The organism is Novosphingobium sp. FW305-C-30-35, assembly GCF_058783135.1.
In genome coordinates, this window is sequence record NZ_JBYSYJ010000001.1 from 454384 (window position 1) to 472464 (window position 18081).

Below are 18081 nucleotides of genomic sequence, written 5' to 3' on the forward strand. Positions count from 1 at the left end.
CGGGTCATTCCTTGTATCCATAGTAAGTGCCGAAGCGGCGACCGGTGGTCGAGAACCGCGTGCCGTTGAGCAGGAGCTTGATGTCCTCGCAGGCCGAGAGCAGGCTCACGGCATCGCGCAGCGCGGCTTCGCCGGTGATATCGGCGCGCACCACCATCACGGTCTGTCCGACGTGATTTGCCAGGACGCTGGCGGGTGACGCTGCCAGCACCGGCGGCGAATCGAATATGACCACGCGGTTCGGGGCATGGGCCGTCAGCCGGGCCAGCACATCCTCGGTACGGGCGGAGGCGAGGTATTCGGTGTCGGACCCCGTCGCATTGCCGGCTGGCAGGACGTAGAGCCCGGCGATGTCGGTGCCGATCACGCAGTCTTCCACGGCAATGTCCGGATCGGCCAGCGCGTCCATCAAACCCTTCCCGCCCGGCAGGCCGAGCGTGGAGAGAACCGAAGGCTTGGCGAAATCGGCATCGACCAGCAGGACTTCAGTGTCCTTCTCCGCCGCCATCGACAGCGCGAGGTTGACCGCACAGAAGGTCTTGCCCTCACCCGGGTGGGCCGAAGCGACAAGAATGCGCTCGCCATGCTCGACCCGCTCGTCTGCCGCCGTGCGCAGCAACTGGCGCTTCACGATGCGGAATTCCTCGAGCAGGCCGGTCACCCCGCCCTCGGGCTCGATCAGGCACTGTTCGCGCAAATGCGCGCGGTCGATCGCGTGGCGCTCGCCAGTGAACGGACGCACCGGCGGCTCGGACCGGACGATCGGTTCAGGCGTGACGGGCTCGGCCACAGACCTGGGCGCTGGCACTGGCGCGACCTTCGGCACCGGCGCGGGCCGAAGGTCGGGCACAACCGGGCGCGTCAACGTGCGGAAATCGAAGGTGCCCGAAGCGCGCTCGATCAGCGAGGGGCCGCTTGCCGGGAGAGGAATCTTGCTCTGATCGGTCATCGCATGTCTCCTCAGGCCACCATGCCGCGCTTGAGCATCTCGACGCCGAGCAGGACGAAGAGGACGACGAAGAGGCCCGCCACGCCGCCAGCCCAATATTTCAGGCGCTTGGCGCGCTGGGCACGGGTTTCGCGCGTGATCGCTTCGGAAATCGCGCCGAGCACGGGCAGGCCGGTGGCGCGCTCCAGCTGGCCGGTGGTCGAATAGGCGGACTTGAGCTGGCCCAGCGCGAAGGCGCCGCCACAGCCCGCGCCAACGCCGACAATCAGCACAAGGAACAACAACAGCGGCCGGTCTGGCGCAGCAGGGCCGCGTGGCATCGTCGGCGGATCGATCACCTCGAACTTCACCGCATCGCGCTCGGTCTCGACCTGGCCGCGCAGGCGCAGCTGCTCACGGTCGCGCAGGAGCTTGTCGTATTGCTCCTTGAGCACGTCGTAATCGCGATTGATGCGCGCAGCCTCGGCTGCCACGGTCGGCTCGCTGTACTGCTGCGCGGTCAGTTGCGAAATTTCTGCCTGAAGCGACGCGCGGCGCGACTGCAAGGAAACGAGGCTGGCCTCGCGGTCGGCCTTGATCGACACGAGCGAGCTATAGGCAGGGTTGGGCGCACCGCCGCCACCGCCCTCGCCTGCCGCAGCCTTCTGCAGGTTGGCAATTTGCGCCTTGGCCGAGATCACGTCGGGATGGCTGTCGGTCAGCCCCCGCGCGCGCATCGATCCCAGATCCGACATGGCCTGGGCCAGAGCGCCCTTGGCCCCGCCCGAAACGCCGGGAATGGCAATGGTCTGCGGGGTGCCCGAAAGCTGGCCGTTGATCGAGGCCAGCGCGCTCTGTGCCGCGAGCAGGTTGGATTCGACATCGCGCATCTGGTTGCGCGCGGCCTCGAGCCGGGTGGTCAACGAACCTGCGCCGGGGATGAAGCCAGCATTCTTCGATTCGAACTCGGTGCGCTTCAGTTCTGCTTCTTCGAGGGCCTTCTTCCGGTCGGCCAGCTGCTGGTCCATGAAGGCCAGCGTGTCGGTCATCTCGCCTCGGCCGCCTGCAAGGTTCTCCTCGCGGAAGATGTCGATCATCTTCTGGACCACGTCCTGCGCAAGCTTGGCGTTCTCGCCATCGTTGCGGCCACCGCCTCCAGCCGTGCCGGTAATCTCGAACAGGTTGTCCTGCTGGCTGACCACCGTCACCTGCTTGCCGAGGCTCTCGACCGCGGCCTGCATCTGCTTGTCGGTCGTAACCTTGTCGCCCAGCCGGGTTGCGCGGACGACCTTTTCAAGGTTCACCGCGCTCGTCAGGGTCTGGCGGACACGCTCGATATCGCGCTTTCGGTCGCCACCAATGCCGATCTGGTCGGCCAGGACGTCATCGATCTGGACGAAGATGCGCGCCTTGGATTCATAGCTGTTGGGCACCATCGCCACCACCAGCCAACCGAGCAGGCAGACGGCCCATGTGATGCCCAGCGCAATCCAGCGCCGGTGCCAGATGCCATGGAGCGCAATGCGCACTTCCTCGTAAATGCTGGTCATCGGCGCGCGCTCAGAACGTGCTCTCGGGGATGATGATCACGTCGCCGGGCATCAGCAGCACGTTGGCCTTGGTATCGCCCTTGCGCAGCAGATCGCCGATGCGCACCGCGTATTCCTTCTGCGCGCCCGACTGCTTGTCGAACCGCACCAGCCGCGCCTTGTTGCCCGCGGCATATTCCGAAAGCCCGCCAACCGCGATCATCGCGTCCAGCAGCGTCATGTTGGCGCGGAACGGGATCGAGGCCGGCTTTTCGGTGGCGCCGACAATGCGCACCTGCTGACTGAAGGTCCCGGCAAACTTGTTTACGATGACCGAGACGATGGGCTCCTGGATGTACTGCGAGAGCTGAAGCTTGATGTCCTCGGCCAGCATGGAGGGCGTCTTTCCGACCGCAGGCATATCGGTGATCAACGGCGTGGTGATGCGCCCGTCCGGCCGGACCTGCACGCTCGCGCCGAGTTCAGGATTGCGCCAGACGAAGATGGTCAGTTCATCGAGCGGGCCGATCACGTACTCCTCGCCGGGCCCCTCCTGCAGCGCCACGAACGAGGCAGGTGGCAACTGCGGACCTGCTCCAACTCCGCCACAGCCAGACAGGGCAAGGCTCAGCATGGCCGTGCCGGCAAGCATACGGGTCAGGCGGGAATTGAACGGCATGAACTGTCCTTCTTGCTGCGGTGGCTCCTGCGCAAGCCTCGTCAACCGCATGCGCAGGTCCGCAAATCACCGCTGGCTATCGCCAAAAAGGGTGAAGATTGCGTTAGCCTTGATTGCTTGAAGGCGTGACGCCAAGCGCCCATTCGCCGCCGTCCCGTAACGGGACTGGCGCGGAGTCATCCGTTAACAGCCGGAACCTATGCTCTTGTCAGACAAGCATTTCCGCGGCCGGCCCCTGGCCAAGGAACATCGCCGGGCTGGCGCTCGCTCCATAGGCACCGGCGCAGAAAATGGCGACGATATCGCCGGCATCAGCCCGCGGGAAACCACCCTTGTCGGCCAGCCGATCGAGCGGAGTGCACAGGCATCCGACAATGCTTGCCTCCTCCTCTACCGGCGCATCGAAGCGCGTGGCGATGGCACTGGGATAATTGCGCCTGACCACTGTGCCGAAGTTGCCCGAGGCGGCTAGCTGGTGATGCAGGCCGCCATCGGTGACGAGGTAGATCTCGCCATGGCTCTCCTTGCGATCCACCACGGTCGCAAGATAAACGCCTGCTTCGCCAACGAGATAGCGGCCAAGCTCGATGCAGAAGGCCGTGTCGCGCAGAACTTCGGGCAGATCGGCAAAGCGCTCGGCCAAGGCCTCGCCGACCGCGCAGATGTCGACCGGTTCATCCCCCGGGAAATAGGGAATGCCGAACCCGCCTCCGAGATTGCACTTTGGCAGAGGAACCCCGGTTTCCTCGGCAAGGCGCGCCGCCAGTGCCAGGGTCTGGCCCTGAGTCTGGATGATCGCGTCGGCTGAAAGCGCCTGGCTTCCGGCAAAGATATGGAAACCCTGCCAGTCCGCTCCTGCAGCAAGCAACTTGCGCGCGAGCGCCGGTACGCGTTCCGCATCGATGCCGAAGGGCTTGGCCCCGCCGCCCATCTTCATGCCCGACCCTTTGAGGTCGAAATCCGGATTGACCCGAATGGCAAGCCGGGGACGAACGCCCACTCGTTCGGCAATGGCCAGAGCGCGGCTGGCTTCCCCCTCGGATTCGAGGTTCAGGGTTGCTCCCGTCGCAATCGCTGCCTCAAGCTCCGCGTCGCGCTTGCCGGGGCCCGCGAAGCTGACCCGGGCCGGGTCAACGCCGGCCGCGCGGACGATGGATAGTTCGCCGCCTGAGGCGATATCGAAACCATCCACCAGCCCGAGCATATGCTTGAGCAATGGCCCGTAAGGGTTTGCTTTGACTGCATAATGGATGGAAAGCCGTTCCGGCATCGCGGCGCGCAATGTCGCCACCCGCGCCGTCAGAAGATCGCGCGAATATACGAACAGGGGCGTTACGCCCGCTTCCGCAACAAGTTCGGTCGCCTTGCGCCCGGCGATTGCCAGGACACCGTCGATGGCGGTGTAACCCGATGGAATGGGGCCGAGCGGCTTCATGCCTGCGTCTCCTCGGCCAGTTCTGCAGCCAGCGCAACCCGGTCAAGCTTGCCATTCGGACTCACGGGCATGATCTCCCGCCAATGGACGTGGCGCGGCACCATGAAATTCGGCAAGGCGCGGGTCAGGGCAGGAATTAGGCCGTCCTTGTCGGCACCGAGCATCGCTCGCGCCACGAGATGGATCGCTTGCCCCAGTTGCGGATCGGGCAATCCCAGCGCTACCGCCTCGGCAACGATGCCTGTGGCAACTGCCGCTTCTTCCACTTCCTGCGGGCTGACGCGATTGCCGCTGGTCTTGATCATGGCGTCACGCCTGCCGACGAAATGCAGCAACCCTTGCGCATCGCGCTTCACCCGGTCCCCCGACCAGACGGCCATGCCGCCAAGCTTCGAGAACGCCGGCGCCGGCCTGAACCGCTCCGCCGTGCGCTCTGCGTCCTGCCAGTACCCTTGTGCGACCAGCGGCCCAGCGTGGACCAGTTCACCTTCTTCCTCGGCTTGAGCTTCTTCGCCCAAGTCATTGATGACAATAATTTCTGCAAAGGGAATGGCACTACCGATCGAAGTCGGGTGCTCGTCGACCAGCGCGGGATCGAGGTAGGTCGACCGGAAGGCCTCGGTCAGCCCGTACATGGGATAGAGGTCGGCCGCCGGGAACTTTGTCCGCAGCGCGCGGACCAGCGAGGGCGTCAAGGCGCCGCCGCTGTTTGTCAGTCGCTTGAGCGATTGCGCGGCGTCCTGCGGCCATTCCAGTTCCACCAGTTGCAGCCAGAGCGGCGGCACGGCAGCGATTGTGGTGATGCCATGCCGGGCAACTGCCTTTACCACATCGCGCGGCGTGAGGTAATCCAGCGGTACCACGCTGCCCCCGGCGTACCACGTGGACAGCAGCTGATTCTGGCCATAATCGAATGCCAGTGGGAGTACGGCGAGCACGCGGTCCTGCGGCGCGATCCGCAGGTAATGCGCAACGCTGACGGCCCCCAGCCAAAGATTGGCCTGGCTGAGCATCACTCCCTTCGGACGCCCGGTAGAGCCACTGGTATAGAGAATGGCGGCAAGGCTGTCCGGCCCTGCATCAGACGGCGGAAGTGCGCCACCTTCGGCCTCCGCTTCGGCCCAGACAGCAGCCTCCTCAATGGCCCGGCAAGATGCGTCCCCCTCCTCCAGCGTATCGAGGCGGCCCTTGTTCGAAATCAGCAGCGCGGCCCCGCTGTCGGCCAGGATGTGCGCCGCCTGTGCGCGCTTGAGCAGCGGGTTGATCGGTACGTGGATTAGCCCTGCCCGTACCGCAGCCAGTGGCATCAGGCAGGCAAGCTCGGTTTTGGGCAGCCAGGTCGCCACCCGGCCACCGGGTTCGCCGACGCGCGATTTCAACCACTTCGCAAGGGTTCCTACACGTGCATTTAACGCTTCATGGCTAAGCGTGCGGTCCTTGAGCACCAGTGCAGGGGCATCACGCTCGCCGCGCAAGGCAAGGTGGTCGAGCGGATACACAGTGGGATCGGGCGTTTGTGGCACTCGGGTCTCGATAGGGAATGGCAAGAGCGTTGGACGTCTATCACGCCAGTCTTAAGGAAGCGCAAGCGGACCTGCGCGTTATCGCGGCTCAGGGCGCTTCGCCGTTCGAGCGGCTCGACTGGCTTGCCCTGCTCGCAGCGCATTGCCTCGACGAGGCGAAAGCGCGGGTCACCATTGCCGCGGACGAGCAGGGATGCACCGCCATGCCTTGGCTGGAAGACCATGGGCAGATTGCAACGCTTGCCAACTGGTACAGTTTTTTCGTGCGTTTTCTGGGTGATGGAAGACATCTCTCAGAGATCGTGCGAAGCCTTCCCCATAACCGGGCGATGTTTGCTCCTTTGCCGGAGGACGACGCCACAGCCCTTGCTTCCGCATTCCGCAAGGCTGGCTGGATCGCGCTCGCCGAGCCCTGCGACAGCAACCACGTGCTTGCCGTGAACGGACGGAGCTTTGCCCAATACTGGGTAGATCGCCCCGGGGCATTGCGCGAAACCTTCCGGCGCAAGAGCCGGAAAGGCGAAGTCACGCTGCGGCTCGCAACGCAGTTTTCCCAAGCCGATTGGGACGCTTACGAGACGGTCTACAAGCTGAGCTGGAAGCCCGGCGAAGGATCGCCCGATTTCCTTCGGGCATGGGCCGAAATGGAGGGCAAGGCCGGCCGCTTGCGCCTTGGCATTGCCGAGGTGGCTGGCCAACCAGTCGCCGCGCAGTTCTGGACTGTCGAGGGTGGCACCGCTTTCATTCACAAGCTTGCGCATGACGAACGCTTCCGGAAGCAATCGCCGGGAACGCTGCTCAGCGCGACAATGTTCGAGCATGTGATCGACTGCGATAGAGTATCGCTTATCGATTTCGGCACTGGCGATGATCCCTACAAGCGCGACTGGATGGAAGATGTGCGGATCCGCTGGCGCGTGCGGGCATGGCGCAAGAACGCCATCCGTCACTGGCCTTCCCTGGTCCGCGCGCTTGCCGCACGAACACTGCGCCCCCTTGTCTCCAGGAACCGCCATGGTTAAGGGCCCGATGAAACTGATAACGGCAGCTGGACACTGATGAGCGACACCGACAGCACCCTGCGCGCGATCCTCAAGGACGTTCTTGGCCTTTCGGCCGAGCGCGTGGCCGCTTTCGATGCCTCGACCGGCCTGTTCGGGGAACTGCCCGAGCTTGATTCGATGGCTGTGGCCGGCCTGCTCACCGAGATCGAGGACCGGCTCGACATCGTGATCGAGGACGACGAGGTCGATGGCGAACTGCTGGAGACCTTCGGCAACCTGCGATCGTTCCTGGAAGCCAAAGTCACGGCGTGATCGCGCGCTGGCCTTGCCCCGGCCCCGAAGGCCAGAGCGAGGAGTATGCGCTTGCCTTCGATCGCGGCCGTGAAAAACGCCTGCTGATCGTCCCGCCTTTGTTCGACGAAGCCAACCGCATGCGGCGGATGCTGGTCGATGCCATGCGCCTGCTGGATGACGCAGGAATCGACAGCTTCCTGCCCGACCTGCCAGGTTGCCACGAAAGCCTGCAGCAGTTCGAGGCGCAGAGCCTCCACGGTTGGCGCAGCGCGATGCAGCTGGTGTCACGCCACTTCCGGGCGACCGACGTGCTGGCGGTACGTGGTGGCGCTCTGGTGTTTCCCAACGCACTGCCGGGCTGGGCGCTCGAACCTGCAAAGGGTGCGGCGATCCTGCGCCAGATGATCCGCGCCCGCGTGATTGCCTCACGCGAAGCCGGTGTGCAGGAGGACAGTGCGGCGCTGCTCGAACTTGGCCGCAGCGAAGGGCTGGAACTTGCCGGATGGCGCTGCGGTGCGTCGCTGATTGCCGGGCTGGAGAATGCCTTGCCACAAATCGAGGGGCACCACCTCATTGCGCAGGGCCAGCTTGGCGGTGGCGGCTTGTGGCTGCGGGCAGAACCAGCGGCGGCGCCCGAACAGTCCGCCGCCCTCGTCCGCGTGATCCTGTCCGAGATCGACGCATGACCAGGCGCCACCTCACCTTCACGTGCGAGGGGGCGACGCTTATCGGCACGCTGGACCGCGAGGCTGCGAGTCACTCGACCGGTCTGCTGATCGTCTCCGGCGGCAATGAACTGCGCGCGGGCGCCTGGAGCGGACAGGCGCAACTGGCCGCTCGCATCGCCAGCGAGGGCTATCCGGTGTTCCGCTACGACCGACGCGGCGTCGGCGACAGTGAGGGCGAGAATCTTTCGTTCCGCCACTCCGGGCCGGATATTGCAGCAGCCCTGGCCGCATTTCGCGCCGCAGCACCGCATGTTGCCCGCATTGTCGCGTTCGGCAATTGCGATGCGGCCGCAGCGCTGATGCTGAACGCGCCTGCGCTGCCGATCGATGCTCTCGTGCTCGCCAACCCTTGGACGATAGATGGCGAGGAAGCCCCAAACGCCATGCCCGCCTCGGCAATCCGCAGCCGTTATCTCGCCAAGCTCGCCAACCCGCGCGAGGTCTGGCGGCTGCTGACCGGAGGGGTGAACCTCGCAAAGCTCGCCAGAGGGCTATGCAGCGCGGCATCGCCGACGCCTGCTCCAGCGGGCCTTGTCGAGGAGATGAGGACAGGCCTTGCGGCTTTCAGCGGCGCCGCGACGATCCTGCTCGCCAGCCGCGACCGGACGGCGCAGATGTTCAGCGAAGTCTGGGACAGCGCCGACTTGCGCATCCAGCGCATCGACAGCGCGTCCCACAGCTTTTCAGACGAAGCCGCGCGCGAATGGCTTCACGCGCGGCTGATCGAGGTGCTTGGGCCCTAAACTGCTGCGACTTCCGCCTGAGCGGCCTTGAAGTCCAGCTCGGCAAGGAAGCGTTCGGAATCGAGCGCGGCCATGCAGCCGGTCCCGGCCGCCGTCACGGCCTGGCGATAGGTATGGTCCATGACGTCGCCGCAGGCGAAAACGCCGGGGATCGCGGTCTTCGGCGTGCCGGGTTCCACCACGATGTAGCCGCTCTCATCGAGTTCGAGCTTGCCCTTGAACAGTTCGGTCGCCGGGGCATGGCCGATTGCCACGAAAGCGCCGTCGGTCTCGACGACGCTTTCCGCGCCGGTCACGGTGTCGATCACCTTCACGCCGGTCAGGCCCTTGCCCGCTTCGCCGATGAAGCTGTCGACCTTCTGGTTCCACAGCACCTTGACGTTGGGGTGAGCGAACAGACGGTCCTGCAGGATCTTCTCGGCGCGCAGGGAATCGCGGCGGTGGATCAACGTCACGTCGGGCGAATGGTTGGTAAGGTACAGCGCTTCCTCGACGGCAGTGTTGCCACCGCCGATCACCACGACCTTCTTGCCGCGATAGAAGAACCCGTCGCAGGTAGCGCAAGCTGACACGCCCTTGCCCGAAAATTCCTGCTCGCCCGGAACGCCGAGCCACTTGGCCTGCGCGCCCGTGGCGATGACAAGCACGTCGCCCTCATAGATGTCGCCGCTGTCGCCGACGGCGCGGAACGGGCTGCCATCCAGGCTGACTTCAAGGATCGTGTCCCACATCATCCGCGTGCCAACATGTTCGGCCTGGGCCTGCATTTCCTGCATCAGCCACGGGCCCTGGATCACGTCGCGAAACCCCGGGTAGTTCTCGACATCGGTGGTGATGGTCAGCTGGCCGCCGGGCTGCAGCCCCTGCACCACGATCGGCTGCATCCCCGCGCGCGCGCCATAGATCGCGGCGGAAAGCCCGGCCGGGCCGGAACCGATGATGAGCATGCGGGTCTTGTGCGTGGTCGCCATGGGAAAAGTCCTCCAGTCGCCAGCGAGATAAGCAGCGCAGGGCGCAAAAGCCAGTCCGCGCCCCCCGCTTTTTCCGCAGCTATCCGACAGATTTTCTTTATTCGACGAGGTTGGCTTCGATCGCGGCGAGCACCTGCGGTGTCACGCCGAGCACCTCCCGCGCATAGGCCTCCACGCTGCCGTGGCGTTCCCGGATCGCTGCGAACGCGCGCTCGAGAAATTGCGCCTCGACGCCCATCAGCACGCGCACCGCGGCATCATCCATCGATATGCCGAAACCCTCGCGCACATGCCGCGCCCCGGCTTCGATGCGCGCCTCGGCATTGCCCGCAGTATTGGTGAGCAGATAGTCCGCCACGATATCATCGTGGTGCACGCCCAGCATATCGTGGACCAGCGCAGCGGCGAGGCCGGTCCGGTCCTTGCCGGCCAGACAGTGCAACAGGCTCGGCGTGTCGCGTTCGGCCAAGGCGTGCATGTACAGACGGTAGGTCCCGACCAGGACAGGCCGGAATGGCAGCGTTTCGTAAAGAGCAAGCATGGCCTCTCGCGCATCGTCGGCAGTGCGCACATCGCGCGCCATCTCTTCGTGCACCGCGCGCCCAGCCGCACTTGCAGTTTCGCCAGGATGGAAAAGCACGCTGCCCTCGAACTCGGGGTGCCTGAGGCAGCGATTGGCAGCGCGCTCGCTATCACCGCGCAGGTCGATGACGGTGGCGATCTGCAAGGCGTGGACTTTCTCGAGATCCTCAGCCGTTGCCTCGCTATGCTGACCCGAGCGCCACAGGACGCCCTTGCGCAACCGACCACCGCGCGCGGCATAGTTGCCATAGTCCCGGAAATTGTGGATTCCGGCCATCGCCAGCACCCTGGCCTGTTCCTGCTCGCTCATTTCACCGTCCTTGCCTGCGCTCAGCAATGGCAGCTTTGCCCGAGCGTGCAAGCGAGTCGGTCTGACGTTTCACGTCGTGACGATGCCTCCCGACCCGTAGCGGGTTTGGCCCTTTATTGCCGCACGGCCAGCGGTTCGAGCGCGCGCGCCACAACTACTGCGGCCGGTGTCGGCTTGGGCACCAGGGTTCCGCCCAGCCGCCGCACGGCTTCGTCCATGCGATCAAGGTCGCCGGTGTGAAGCACGTAAGGAACGCCCATTGCCGCAAGCGTCCGTGCCACCTGCTCGCAGGTTTGCCCTTGGCCCAGCGAAACGTCGAGAATGGCCGCGGAAATCGCGTTGTTCTGGACGATGGAGAGCGCCTCCATCAGATCGAGTGCCGTCAATGGTTTGCACCCGGCATCTTCGACCGCAAATTCCAGATCGAGCAGGATTAGCGGTTCATCATCAAGCACGAGCACGCGGCACGGCTCCGACGAAGCGTGATGCATCCCGCTCATTCGCCGGCATCCCGCAAGGGGATGCTGAGACGGGCGTGAAGCCCTTCGCTGTTCAGTTCTCTCACAATTCCTCCCCTGGCCATGCCAAGCATGCGGTCTACGATACCATCCACCCCGACCGAACCTGCCGCCGCCTCTTGCAGCAAAGCGTCGGTTCCGCGCCCATGTTCCACCCAGTCGATGCGTATCGCCGGGCTCTCGGCGGAACCATTGCGCTGCCAGCCGACCGTCACCCGCCCGTCATCCCGACTGAGGGCGCCGTAACGGATGGCGTTCACCGCCAGTTCGTGAAGCGACAGTCCGAGCACCGAGACCGATGCAAAATCCGACCTGAGCCCGTTGCCCTCGAAAATGATGCGCGTCCCATCCGGATCGTAAGGCGCCAGGACGGCACGGATGGCCTGACCAACCTCGACGGTGCCGCGATGAGAATCATCGAGGGTGGTTTCGTAAGCCCGGCCAAGCGCCTGGATTCTGTCGTTGATTTCCCGCGCTTCGGCCTCGATGCCGCGAACCCTGCCGGTGAAGTTGACGATGCCGCCGATCACGGCAAACATGTTCTTCATGCGATGCGACAGTTCGCGTGCCAGCTCGCGCGCGTGCAACTCGTCGGCCCGCGCCGCGCGCACGTCGGAACATCCCACTGGCTGCCGAAGAAATAGACCAGTTTTCCTTCGGCGTCGTAGACCGGCCCCAGATGCAGGGCATTCCAGAACGAGCTGCCGTCCTTCCGGTAGTTCAGCAGTTCGACAACCGTTACGTCCTCGCGATCCAACGCGTTGCGGATCCGCACCAGAGAGGAACGATCGCTATCCGGGCCTTGCAGGAAACGGCAATTGCGTCCGACGATTTCGTCTTCGTCATATCCGGTGAGGTGACGGAACGCCCGATTGGCAAAGACGATGGGCATGTCATCCTGATGCGGATCGCACAGGCAGATCGCCATGCGCGTCTGCGCCATCGCCTGCTCGAACAGAACGCCAGATGCTCCGTCGAACGTATCTTCGGGGTGTTGCGCACGAAAACGCGCCACGGATGGATCAAACACGGTGTGGGCCTGATCGATCGGGCCGGACTCAGGGATGTTATCTGAAGTGTTACGGTTCATATCAGTGGCTACCTGCCACCGAAAATGCAGTTCCTACTGCTTGGTTCCGGAAAAAAGCATTAAATTCATGGGCATCATTTTCGTTCCAGCGGAATGACGGCGAGTGTCAACCGGGATATACAAGCGAGCTTGTCCAGTTCATCGACGATCCGGATGGACCAGACGTGGGTGCTACGCCCCAACGCCTCGGGCCGCGCCGTCGCATAAACCCACCCGTCGCGCACCGGTCGCAGGTGATTGGCGTTGATTTCCATCCCCACGCAAGCGAACCGGTCAGGGTCCACCACCATGGCTCCTGCCATGGAACCGATCGTTTCTGCCAGCGCAACCGATGCGCCACCGTGCAACCGACCAAAAGGCTGATGCGTGCGATGGTCGACCGGCATGCGCGCGGAAATCCAGTCATCGCCACAATCATGGAACTCGATGCCAAGGTGCGCCGGCATCGAGGAACTGCCCAATTTCGTCAGTCGCTCGAGCGAGGGCTTCTCACCATTCCACCAGATCAAGCAGCAAATCCTTCCGCAAGGAACCGCACGGCGCAGCCTGCCAGAACGGCAGTGCCGAGCGGCAGCACGCTTTCGTCCACCATCATTCTGGTGGAGTGGATCGAACAGCAAGAGCGCCAGTCTACGCCTTCATGGGCCACGCCAAGGAAGAACATCGCTCCGGGCACCTTTTCAAGCACATAGGAAAAGTCTTCCGCCCCCATGATCGGAGCGTCCAGCCGGTGAAAGCCATGCTCGCCGGTAAGATCGCGAACCACCCTCTCGCCAAGGTCAACCGCGCGCCCATCGCATACGGTGACAGGGAACCCCGGTGTGATCGCGACTTCGGCCGTAATCCCGTGGGCCGCGGCGATGTTCGTCGCTACCAACTTCAATGCTTCATGGATGCGCGCGCGATTGGTGGCAGAAAGCGTGCGCAACGTGCCGCGCATGGCGACCCGGTCGGCGATCACGTTGTGGGCCGTGCCCGCCTCGATCTTCGCGACTGTGGCGACGACGGGATCGCTCACCGGGAATTTCCTTGTGACGACCGTCTGGAGCGCGGTGACGATCTCACAAGCCACTGGCACCGGATCGAGCGCATCGTGCGGCATCGAGGCATGGCCGCCCCGGCCGTGCACGACGATGTCGAACTGGTCTGCCGAAGCAAGCAATGGCCCTGCCCGACCGGCCACAAGGCCATGCGGACTGTTGGGCATGATGTGCAGGGCAAAGGCAGCATCGGGCAGCGGATCTATCAGCCCGTCTTCGAGCATGAAGCGAGCGCCATGGAATCCCTCTTCGCCCGGCTGGAACATGAACTGCACCTCGCCTGCAAGGTCATCAGCCCGGGCGCAGAGCAGTTCGGCGGCACCTGCCAGCATGGCGGTGTGCGTGTCATGGCCGCAGGCGTGCATTGCGCCCGGGATGGTGGAGGAGAAGTCGAGCCCGGTCTCTTCGGTCATGGGCAGCGCGTCCATGTCGCCGCGCAGGAGGACACGCCGTCCAGGTCCGGCCCTGCCTTTCAGCGTGGCCACCAGCCCGGTCGTCGATGGCCCCTCACGCCATGTCAGTGGAAGATGAGCGAGCGCGGCGCGGACCTTGTCCCGGGTCTTGGGCGTGTGCAGGCCGAGTTCGGGTTCGGCATGGATCGCACGGCGCAGCGCGACGATCGAATCGGAAAGGCCTCGCGCCTGTTCGAGCAAGTCGGGATGAAGCATCGGAGGCCTCTTGTGGAAGGGATCGGCACTAGGCTGGCACGTTGCAGCGCTGCTGTCGAGACTTGGCCTTGGGACTTGCACCAGCGGGCAGAGCGCGTTAATCGTTCGATTAAATAGTCCACTGACGGAGAGAGTCCCGATGCCCGAAGCCTATATCATCGATGCCGTCCGCACTCCGCGCGGGGTCGGCAAGCCCGGCAAGGGCGCGCTTTCGCACCTGCACCCGCAGCACCTCGCCGCGACTGTCCTCAAGGCCCTGAAGGAGCGCAACAATCTCGATACCGCGACGGTGGACGACATCATCTGGTCAACCTCCTCGCAGGTCGGCAAGCAAGGCGGCGACCTGGGCCGCATGGCGGCGCTGGCAGCGGGGTACGACATCAAGGCGTCGGGCACGACGCTTGACCGCTTCTGCGGCGGCGGCATCACCTCGGTGAACCTGGCCTGCGCCTCCGTGATGTCGGGGATGGAAGACTGCGTCATCGCCGGCGGTACCGAAATGATGAGCTTCACCGCCGCGCACGGAGCGGAACAGGCCAATGCGGGCATCAAGCCACTGGGCATGGGCTCAGGCAACCTGGCGCTCGACGCCTTGCATCCGCAATCGCACCAGGGCGTGTGTGGCGATGCCATCGCCAGCATCGAAGGCATCAGCCGCGAAGCGCTCGACGCGCTTGCCCTCGTCAGCCAGCAGCGCGCCGACCGCGCGATCAAGGAAGGCCGCTTCAACAAGTCGGTCGTGCCGGTCCTGAACGAGGACGGTTCGGTCGCGCTCGACCGCGAGGAATTCCCGCGCCCCGAAACAACTGCCGAAGGCCTCGCCGCGCTGAAGCCGAGTTTTGCCGGCCTTGCCGACTTCGATCTTGGCGGCACGTCTTTCCGCAAGCAGATCAACCGCCGTTATCCTGACGTGGAAATCCAGCACTTCCATCACGCGGGCAACTCCTCGGGCGTGGTTGATGGCGCAGCGGCGCTGCTGATCGTTTCGCCCGCCTATGCCGAAAAGCACGGCCTCAAGCCGCGCGCCCGCATTGTGGCTTACGCCAACCAGGGCGATGATCCGACGTTGATGCTGAACGCGCCCGTGCCTGCCGCCAAAAAGGTGCTGGCCAAGGCCGGGCTTTCCAAGGACGATATCGACGTCTGGGAAATCAACGAAGCCTTTGCTGTCGTTGCGGAAAAATTCATCCGCGACCTCGAACTCGATCGCGAAAAGGTGAACATCAACGGCGGCGCCATGGCGCTTGGCCACCCGATCGGCGCAACCGGTTCGATCCTGATCGGCACCGCTCTCGATGAACTCGAACGTTCGGGCGGACGCTACGGCCTTGTAACGATGTGTGCTGCTGGCGGCATGGCACCGGCGATCATTATCGAACGCATTTAACCAAAGTAAATACTCGAGACAATTAGTGGCCCGGCGATCGAATGCCGGGCCATTGTTTTTCAAGAAGTTGCAAATGTTACGTTGCAATACGTCGCCAGCGCTGGCATTTGTCGAGCTAATATGCCCGCATTTCCGCGAACTCTTATCAGACCCCTGCGCGGTAAGCTGTCCGGCTACGGCGTGGCGATTGGCCTTGCGATAATCGCCACGATACTCAGGCAGGCAGCCGACAATCTTCTACCTCCCGGCTTCCCATTCCTGACGTTCTTTCCCGCCGTGATCGTCACCGCATTTGTTGCCGGACGCGGCCCCGGCGCGCTCTGTGGCGTGCTTAGTCTGTTGTCTTCATGGTATTTTTTCATTCCGCCAGCGAATACTTTCGTGCTCTCTGCTCCAGTGGCGACCGCGCTGCTATTCTTCGCAGCAGTGGTGATTGTGGATGTCCTTCTGATCGACGGGCTGCAACAGCGCCAGGAGCAGCTGGTCGAAAGCCAGCGCCAGCTGAGCGCGATGGCAGACCAGCAAACCCTGCTTTTTCAGGAACTTCAGCACCGCGTGGCGAACAACCTCGCCTCGGTCTCCTCGATGCTGCGCATCCAGCGCCGACAGATCGAGCGGACGCCGGAAATCGCTCTCACGGTCCTTGAAAGCGCCGACCAGCGCATCGAACTGATGGGCCGCGTGCATCGCCAACTTTACAATCCGGCGGCCCGTGAGATTCCCCTGCCCGAACAGATCGAAAATGTCGTGGCTCAGGCGCAGGACGTGGCCGGGGCCGAGGACGTCAAGGTAATCATCAACGCTGTCGATGCACCCCTTGCCGTAGACCGTATGATGACGCTGATGCTACTCATCACGGAAGTGCTCAACAACTCGATAAAACACGCTTTTCCAGAGGGTTCATCCGGCGAGGTGCGTCTCACGCTGGAACCAGCCAGCCCCGGACGGCTGCGCCTGACGATTGCCGACAACGGGCGCGGCCTTTCCCCGGAACACGCCGACGTCCCGCGCCATCGCGGCCTGGGCACTGCCATCACCAAGGGCTTTGCCACCCAGCTCGGCGGCACGATCACGGTCGACGGCAGCAACGGGGTGAGGACGATTGTCGAGTTTCCGGAGGGCTGAGGGCAGTTTCCAACTCTCCCCCAACTCTACCGCAACTCACCCCTAACTCCCCCCTGACTCGTGTAGGCAAGCGCCCCACTGGGCGGGGCTTTGCCCATGCACGATCACGGTGCCGCAGCGATCGGTCCCGCTTCGTTGGCGACGACCTTCAGGACCTCGGCCCAGGCAGCGACATTTTGCGCCAATTCGGCGGGATCGACCTTGTCCAGGGTGTCGTCAGGCGTGTGATGAAGATCGAAGTAATGGGTGCCGCCCTGGTTCAGGTCGACCACGCTGAGCTTCTGCTTTTCGATCACCGGCTCGACGTCGGTCCCGCCATCGGCCTTGCCGCTCCCACGGACGATACCCATCGGTGACAAGGCTGCGGCGATGCGGTCGGACAGGGCCTTGTCGGCCATGTTGAACTGGACGCGCCAGACGCGGGCGGCGCCGAAGTCGCTCTCCATCGCGAGGGCGTGGGGTTCGCTGTGCTTTTCCGCGTAAGCCTTGCCGCCGAAGCCGCCGAGTTCCTCCGAGCCTGCCCAGAGAACGCGGATGGTGCGCAAGGGCGCGCCGCCCTCCTGCGCCTTCAAGGCGGCAGCGGTGATGATGGCGCACCCCGCTGCGTCGTCAATCGCGCCGGTGCCGAGATCCCAGCTATCGAGGTGGCAGCCGAGCAGGATCGGCGGGAGCGAGGGATCGCGGCCCGGCAGATCGCCGATGACGTTGCCCGAGGGAAGATTGTCGGTGGTCTTGCCGGTGAGCGTGAGACTGAGGCGGATTGCCTTGCCGCTGCGCGCTATGCGGGCGATCAGGTCGGCATCCGGATTGGAGACCGCGCCTGCCGGGATCGGCTTGACGCCATCGGGGAACGTGGTGCCGCCGGTATGGGGGTTGCGGTGACTGTCGGTACCGATGGAGCGGATCACCACGCCGATCGCGCCCTTGCCCGAGGCGATAGCTGGCCCCGCACGGCGGACCTGCCCGTAGGGACCATAACCGCTGCCGTCCTGGTTGCGCTTCATCGCGTGGTCGATGAAGGCGATCTTGCCGCTGAGCGAGCCGGCCGGCGCGGCCTTCAGCGCATCGAGCGTGGGGAAATAGACGACATCGCCTTCGATGCCCTTTTCCGGGGTAGTGCCGCTGTAGCCCAGTGCAGTAATCGCAAGCTTGAACGGGATCGGCGCGAGAAGGCTGCCTTCGTCCCGACCGCGCACGTAGCCGCGGATCCTGAACGGCTCGACCGCGACCTTGCTGAAGCCCAGCGCCTTCAATCGCGCTTCGGCCCAGACGCGGGCGCGCGCTTCGGCTTCGGACCCGGGCATGCGCGGCCCGACTTCGCTGGTAAGCCCGGCGAGCAGGTCCCAGGCGACATCGCCCTTCGGATCCTGCGCATAAGCGGTTGAGACGGAAAGGGTGGCGATGAGCGCAAGGGCGCGAGCATGGTTTCTCATGCAACCGTGCTATCGCCCGGCCCACCGCCTGCCAAGCCCTGCGCGCCGCCCTTGTCGCACAAGCCCCGCTTGCCCGACCCTTCGCGCTCGGATA

19 protein-coding genes are annotated in these 18081 nt (G+C 64.3%); 6 read left to right on the plus strand and 13 right to left on the minus strand.

The genetic code is table 11. The features are described 5' to 3' along the window. Positions 1 to 4: 4 nt before the first annotated feature. The 5 genes from AC3WLM_RS02420 to AC3WLM_RS02440 all read right to left on the minus strand — a co-directional run bounded on the left by AC3WLM_RS02420 (position 5) and on the right by AC3WLM_RS02440 (position 6094). Positions 5 to 949 carry an AAA family ATPase gene (locus AC3WLM_RS02420; protein ID WP_492476492.1) on the minus strand — a complete coding sequence of 315 codons (945 nt, stop codon included), beginning with the start codon at positions 947 to 949 and terminating at the stop codon, positions 5 to 7. A gap of 11 nt (positions 950 to 960) precedes the next feature. After that, positions 961 to 2478, minus strand: a complete 1518-nt coding sequence (locus tag AC3WLM_RS02425) for an XrtA system polysaccharide chain length determinant (protein ID WP_492476493.1) — start codon at positions 2476 to 2478, stop codon at positions 961 to 963. A 10-nt stretch (positions 2479 to 2488) separates the two neighbouring features. Continuing rightward, complete coding sequence (locus tag AC3WLM_RS02430) at positions 2489 to 3136, minus strand: XrtA/PEP-CTERM system exopolysaccharide export protein (protein ID WP_062346206.1); 648 nt, start codon at positions 3134 to 3136, stop codon at positions 2489 to 2491. 208 nt (positions 3137 to 3344) lie between these two features. Continuing rightward, entirely contained in the window at positions 3345 to 4571 is a 1227-nt protein-coding gene (locus AC3WLM_RS02435; RefSeq protein WP_492476494.1) for a pyridoxal-dependent decarboxylase, exosortase A system-associated, read from the minus strand. Further along, positions 4568 to 6094, minus strand: a complete 1527-nt coding sequence (locus AC3WLM_RS02440) for an acyl-CoA ligase (AMP-forming), exosortase A system-associated (RefSeq protein WP_492476495.1) — start codon at positions 6092 to 6094, stop codon at positions 4568 to 4570. The genes AC3WLM_RS02435 and AC3WLM_RS02440 overlap by 4 nt, the downstream gene beginning before the upstream one ends. 17 nt (positions 6095 to 6111) lie before the next feature. On the opposite strand from AC3WLM_RS02440, the gene AC3WLM_RS02445 reads away from it, so the two are divergent. Genes AC3WLM_RS02445 through AC3WLM_RS02460 form a run of 4 tightly spaced genes read left to right on the plus strand, consistent with a single transcriptional unit; the run spans position 6112 to position 8863 of the window. Further along, positions 6112 to 7116: a GNAT family N-acetyltransferase gene (locus AC3WLM_RS02445; RefSeq protein ID WP_492476496.1), complete on the plus strand. Its 1005-nt coding sequence runs from the start codon at positions 6112 to 6114 to the stop codon at positions 7114 to 7116. A gap of 36 nt (positions 7117 to 7152) precedes the next feature. Next, positions 7153 to 7410, plus strand: a complete 258-nt coding sequence (locus AC3WLM_RS02450) for an acyl carrier protein (protein WP_039331417.1) — start codon at positions 7153 to 7155, stop codon at positions 7408 to 7410. Next, positions 7407 to 8078 (plus strand): alpha/beta hydrolase family protein, encoded by a 672-nt coding sequence (locus AC3WLM_RS02455; RefSeq protein ID WP_193828053.1) that lies wholly within the window; start codon positions 7407 to 7409, stop codon positions 8076 to 8078. The genes AC3WLM_RS02450 and AC3WLM_RS02455 overlap by 4 nt, the downstream gene beginning before the upstream one ends. Further along, positions 8075 to 8863 (plus strand): hydrolase 1, exosortase A system-associated, encoded by a 789-nt coding sequence (locus tag AC3WLM_RS02460; RefSeq protein WP_492476497.1) that lies wholly within the window; start codon positions 8075 to 8077, stop codon positions 8861 to 8863. Before AC3WLM_RS02455 ends, AC3WLM_RS02460 begins: the two co-directional genes overlap by 4 nt. On the opposite strand, the gene trxB is transcribed toward AC3WLM_RS02460, so the two are convergent. The 7 genes from trxB to AC3WLM_RS02495 all read right to left on the minus strand — a co-directional run bounded on the left by trxB (position 8860) and on the right by AC3WLM_RS02495 (position 14042). Then, a complete protein-coding gene (gene trxB, locus AC3WLM_RS02465) occupies positions 8860 to 9834 on the minus strand; it encodes a thioredoxin-disulfide reductase (protein WP_039331423.1) in 975 nt (324 codons plus the stop codon). The genes AC3WLM_RS02460 and trxB overlap by 4 nt on opposite strands. A 97-nt stretch (positions 9835 to 9931) precedes the next feature. Then, positions 9932 to 10726, minus strand: coding sequence for a tyrosine-protein phosphatase (locus AC3WLM_RS02470; protein ID WP_427464544.1), 795 nt, complete (start codon positions 10724 to 10726; stop codon positions 9932 to 9934). Between the two features lie 113 nt (positions 10727 to 10839). After that, positions 10840 to 11226 carry a response regulator gene (locus tag AC3WLM_RS02475; protein WP_118074107.1) on the minus strand — a complete coding sequence of 129 codons (387 nt, stop codon included), beginning with the start codon at positions 11224 to 11226 and terminating at the stop codon, positions 10840 to 10842. Next, positions 11223 to 11792 carry an HWE histidine kinase domain-containing protein gene (locus AC3WLM_RS02480; protein WP_492476498.1) on the minus strand — a complete coding sequence of 190 codons (570 nt, stop codon included), beginning with the start codon at positions 11790 to 11792 and terminating at the stop codon, positions 11223 to 11225. The genes AC3WLM_RS02475 and AC3WLM_RS02480 overlap by 4 nt, the downstream gene beginning before the upstream one ends. Beyond that, positions 11789 to 12334, minus strand: a complete 546-nt coding sequence (locus AC3WLM_RS02485; RefSeq protein WP_492476499.1) for a PAS domain-containing protein — start codon at positions 12332 to 12334, stop codon at positions 11789 to 11791. The genes AC3WLM_RS02480 and AC3WLM_RS02485 overlap by 4 nt, the downstream gene beginning before the upstream one ends. A 74-nt stretch (positions 12335 to 12408) precedes the next feature. Beyond that, the gene (locus AC3WLM_RS02490; RefSeq protein ID WP_052241897.1) at positions 12409 to 12780 is read right to left on the minus strand and encodes a hotdog fold thioesterase; all 372 of its coding nucleotides are present in this window, start codon (positions 12778 to 12780) and stop codon (positions 12409 to 12411) included. Positions 12781 to 12839: 59 nt separating this feature from the next. Continuing rightward, positions 12840 to 14042: a M20 metallopeptidase family protein gene (locus tag AC3WLM_RS02495; protein WP_492476500.1), complete on the minus strand. Its 1203-nt coding sequence runs from the start codon at positions 14040 to 14042 to the stop codon at positions 12840 to 12842. A gap of 139 nt (positions 14043 to 14181) precedes the next feature. Between AC3WLM_RS02495 and AC3WLM_RS02500 the strand changes: the two genes are divergently transcribed. Both AC3WLM_RS02500 and AC3WLM_RS02505 read left to right on the plus strand, forming a co-directional pair. Next, positions 14182 to 15429, plus strand: a complete 1248-nt coding sequence (locus AC3WLM_RS02500; RefSeq protein ID WP_492476501.1) for an acetyl-CoA C-acetyltransferase — start codon at positions 14182 to 14184, stop codon at positions 15427 to 15429. Between the two features lie 120 nt (positions 15430 to 15549). Beyond that, complete coding sequence (locus AC3WLM_RS02505; RefSeq protein WP_492476502.1) at positions 15550 to 16554, plus strand: sensor histidine kinase; 1005 nt, start codon at positions 15550 to 15552, stop codon at positions 16552 to 16554. A 104-nt stretch (positions 16555 to 16658) separates the two neighbouring features. Here AC3WLM_RS02505 and AC3WLM_RS02510 read toward each other — a convergent pair whose 3' ends face one another. Further along, positions 16659 to 17987, minus strand: coding sequence for a M28 family peptidase (locus AC3WLM_RS02510; protein WP_492476503.1), 1329 nt, complete (start codon positions 17985 to 17987; stop codon positions 16659 to 16661). Positions 17988 to 18081: the final 94 nt, after the last annotated feature.

What these genes read in the sequence shown, in the direction of transcription:
- AC3WLM_RS02420 (WP_492476492.1), bottom strand. Translation starts at nt 949, where the DNA reads ATGACCGATCAGAGCAAGATTCCTCTCCCGGCAAGCGGCCCCTCGCTG.
- AC3WLM_RS02425 (WP_492476493.1), bottom strand. Translation starts at nt 2,478, where the DNA reads ATGACCAGCATTTACGAGGAAGTGCGCATTGCGCTCCATGGCATCTGG.
- AC3WLM_RS02430 (WP_062346206.1), bottom strand. Translation starts at nt 3,136, where the DNA reads ATGCCGTTCAATTCCCGCCTGACCCGTATGCTTGCCGGCACGGCCATG.
- AC3WLM_RS02435 (WP_492476494.1), bottom strand. Translation starts at nt 4,571, where the DNA reads ATGAAGCCGCTCGGCCCCATTCCATCGGGTTACACCGCCATCGACGGT.
- AC3WLM_RS02445 (WP_492476496.1), top strand. Translation starts at nt 6,112, where the DNA reads ATGGCAAGAGCGTTGGACGTCTATCACGCCAGTCTTAAGGAAGCGCAA.
- AC3WLM_RS02450 (WP_039331417.1), top strand. Translation starts at nt 7,153, where the DNA reads ATGAGCGACACCGACAGCACCCTGCGCGCGATCCTCAAGGACGTTCTT.
- AC3WLM_RS02460 (WP_492476497.1), top strand. Translation starts at nt 8,075, where the DNA reads ATGACCAGGCGCCACCTCACCTTCACGTGCGAGGGGGCGACGCTTATC.
- trxB (WP_039331423.1), bottom strand. Translation starts at nt 9,834, where the DNA reads ATGGCGACCACGCACAAGACCCGCATGCTCATCATCGGTTCCGGCCCG.
- AC3WLM_RS02470 (WP_427464544.1), bottom strand. Translation starts at nt 10,726, where the DNA reads ATGAGCGAGCAGGAACAGGCCAGGGTGCTGGCGATGGCCGGAATCCAC.
- AC3WLM_RS02475 (WP_118074107.1), bottom strand. Translation starts at nt 11,226, where the DNA reads ATGAGCGGGATGCATCACGCTTCGTCGGAGCCGTGCCGCGTGCTCGTG.
- AC3WLM_RS02480 (WP_492476498.1), bottom strand. Translation starts at nt 11,792, where the DNA reads ATGAAGAACATGTTTGCCGTGATCGGCGGCATCGTCAACTTCACCGGC.
- AC3WLM_RS02485 (WP_492476499.1), bottom strand. Translation starts at nt 12,334, where the DNA reads ATGAACCGTAACACTTCAGATAACATCCCTGAGTCCGGCCCGATCGAT.
- AC3WLM_RS02490 (WP_052241897.1), bottom strand. Translation starts at nt 12,780, where the DNA reads ATGCCGGCGCACCTTGGCATCGAGTTCCATGATTGTGGCGATGACTGG.
- AC3WLM_RS02495 (WP_492476500.1), bottom strand. Translation starts at nt 14,042, where the DNA reads ATGCTTCATCCCGACTTGCTCGAACAGGCGCGAGGCCTTTCCGATTCG.
- AC3WLM_RS02500 (WP_492476501.1), top strand. Translation starts at nt 14,182, where the DNA reads ATGCCCGAAGCCTATATCATCGATGCCGTCCGCACTCCGCGCGGGGTC.
- AC3WLM_RS02505 (WP_492476502.1), top strand. Translation starts at nt 15,550, where the DNA reads ATGCCCGCATTTCCGCGAACTCTTATCAGACCCCTGCGCGGTAAGCTG.
- AC3WLM_RS02510 (WP_492476503.1), bottom strand. Translation starts at nt 17,987, where the DNA reads ATGAGAAACCATGCTCGCGCCCTTGCGCTCATCGCCACCCTTTCCGTC.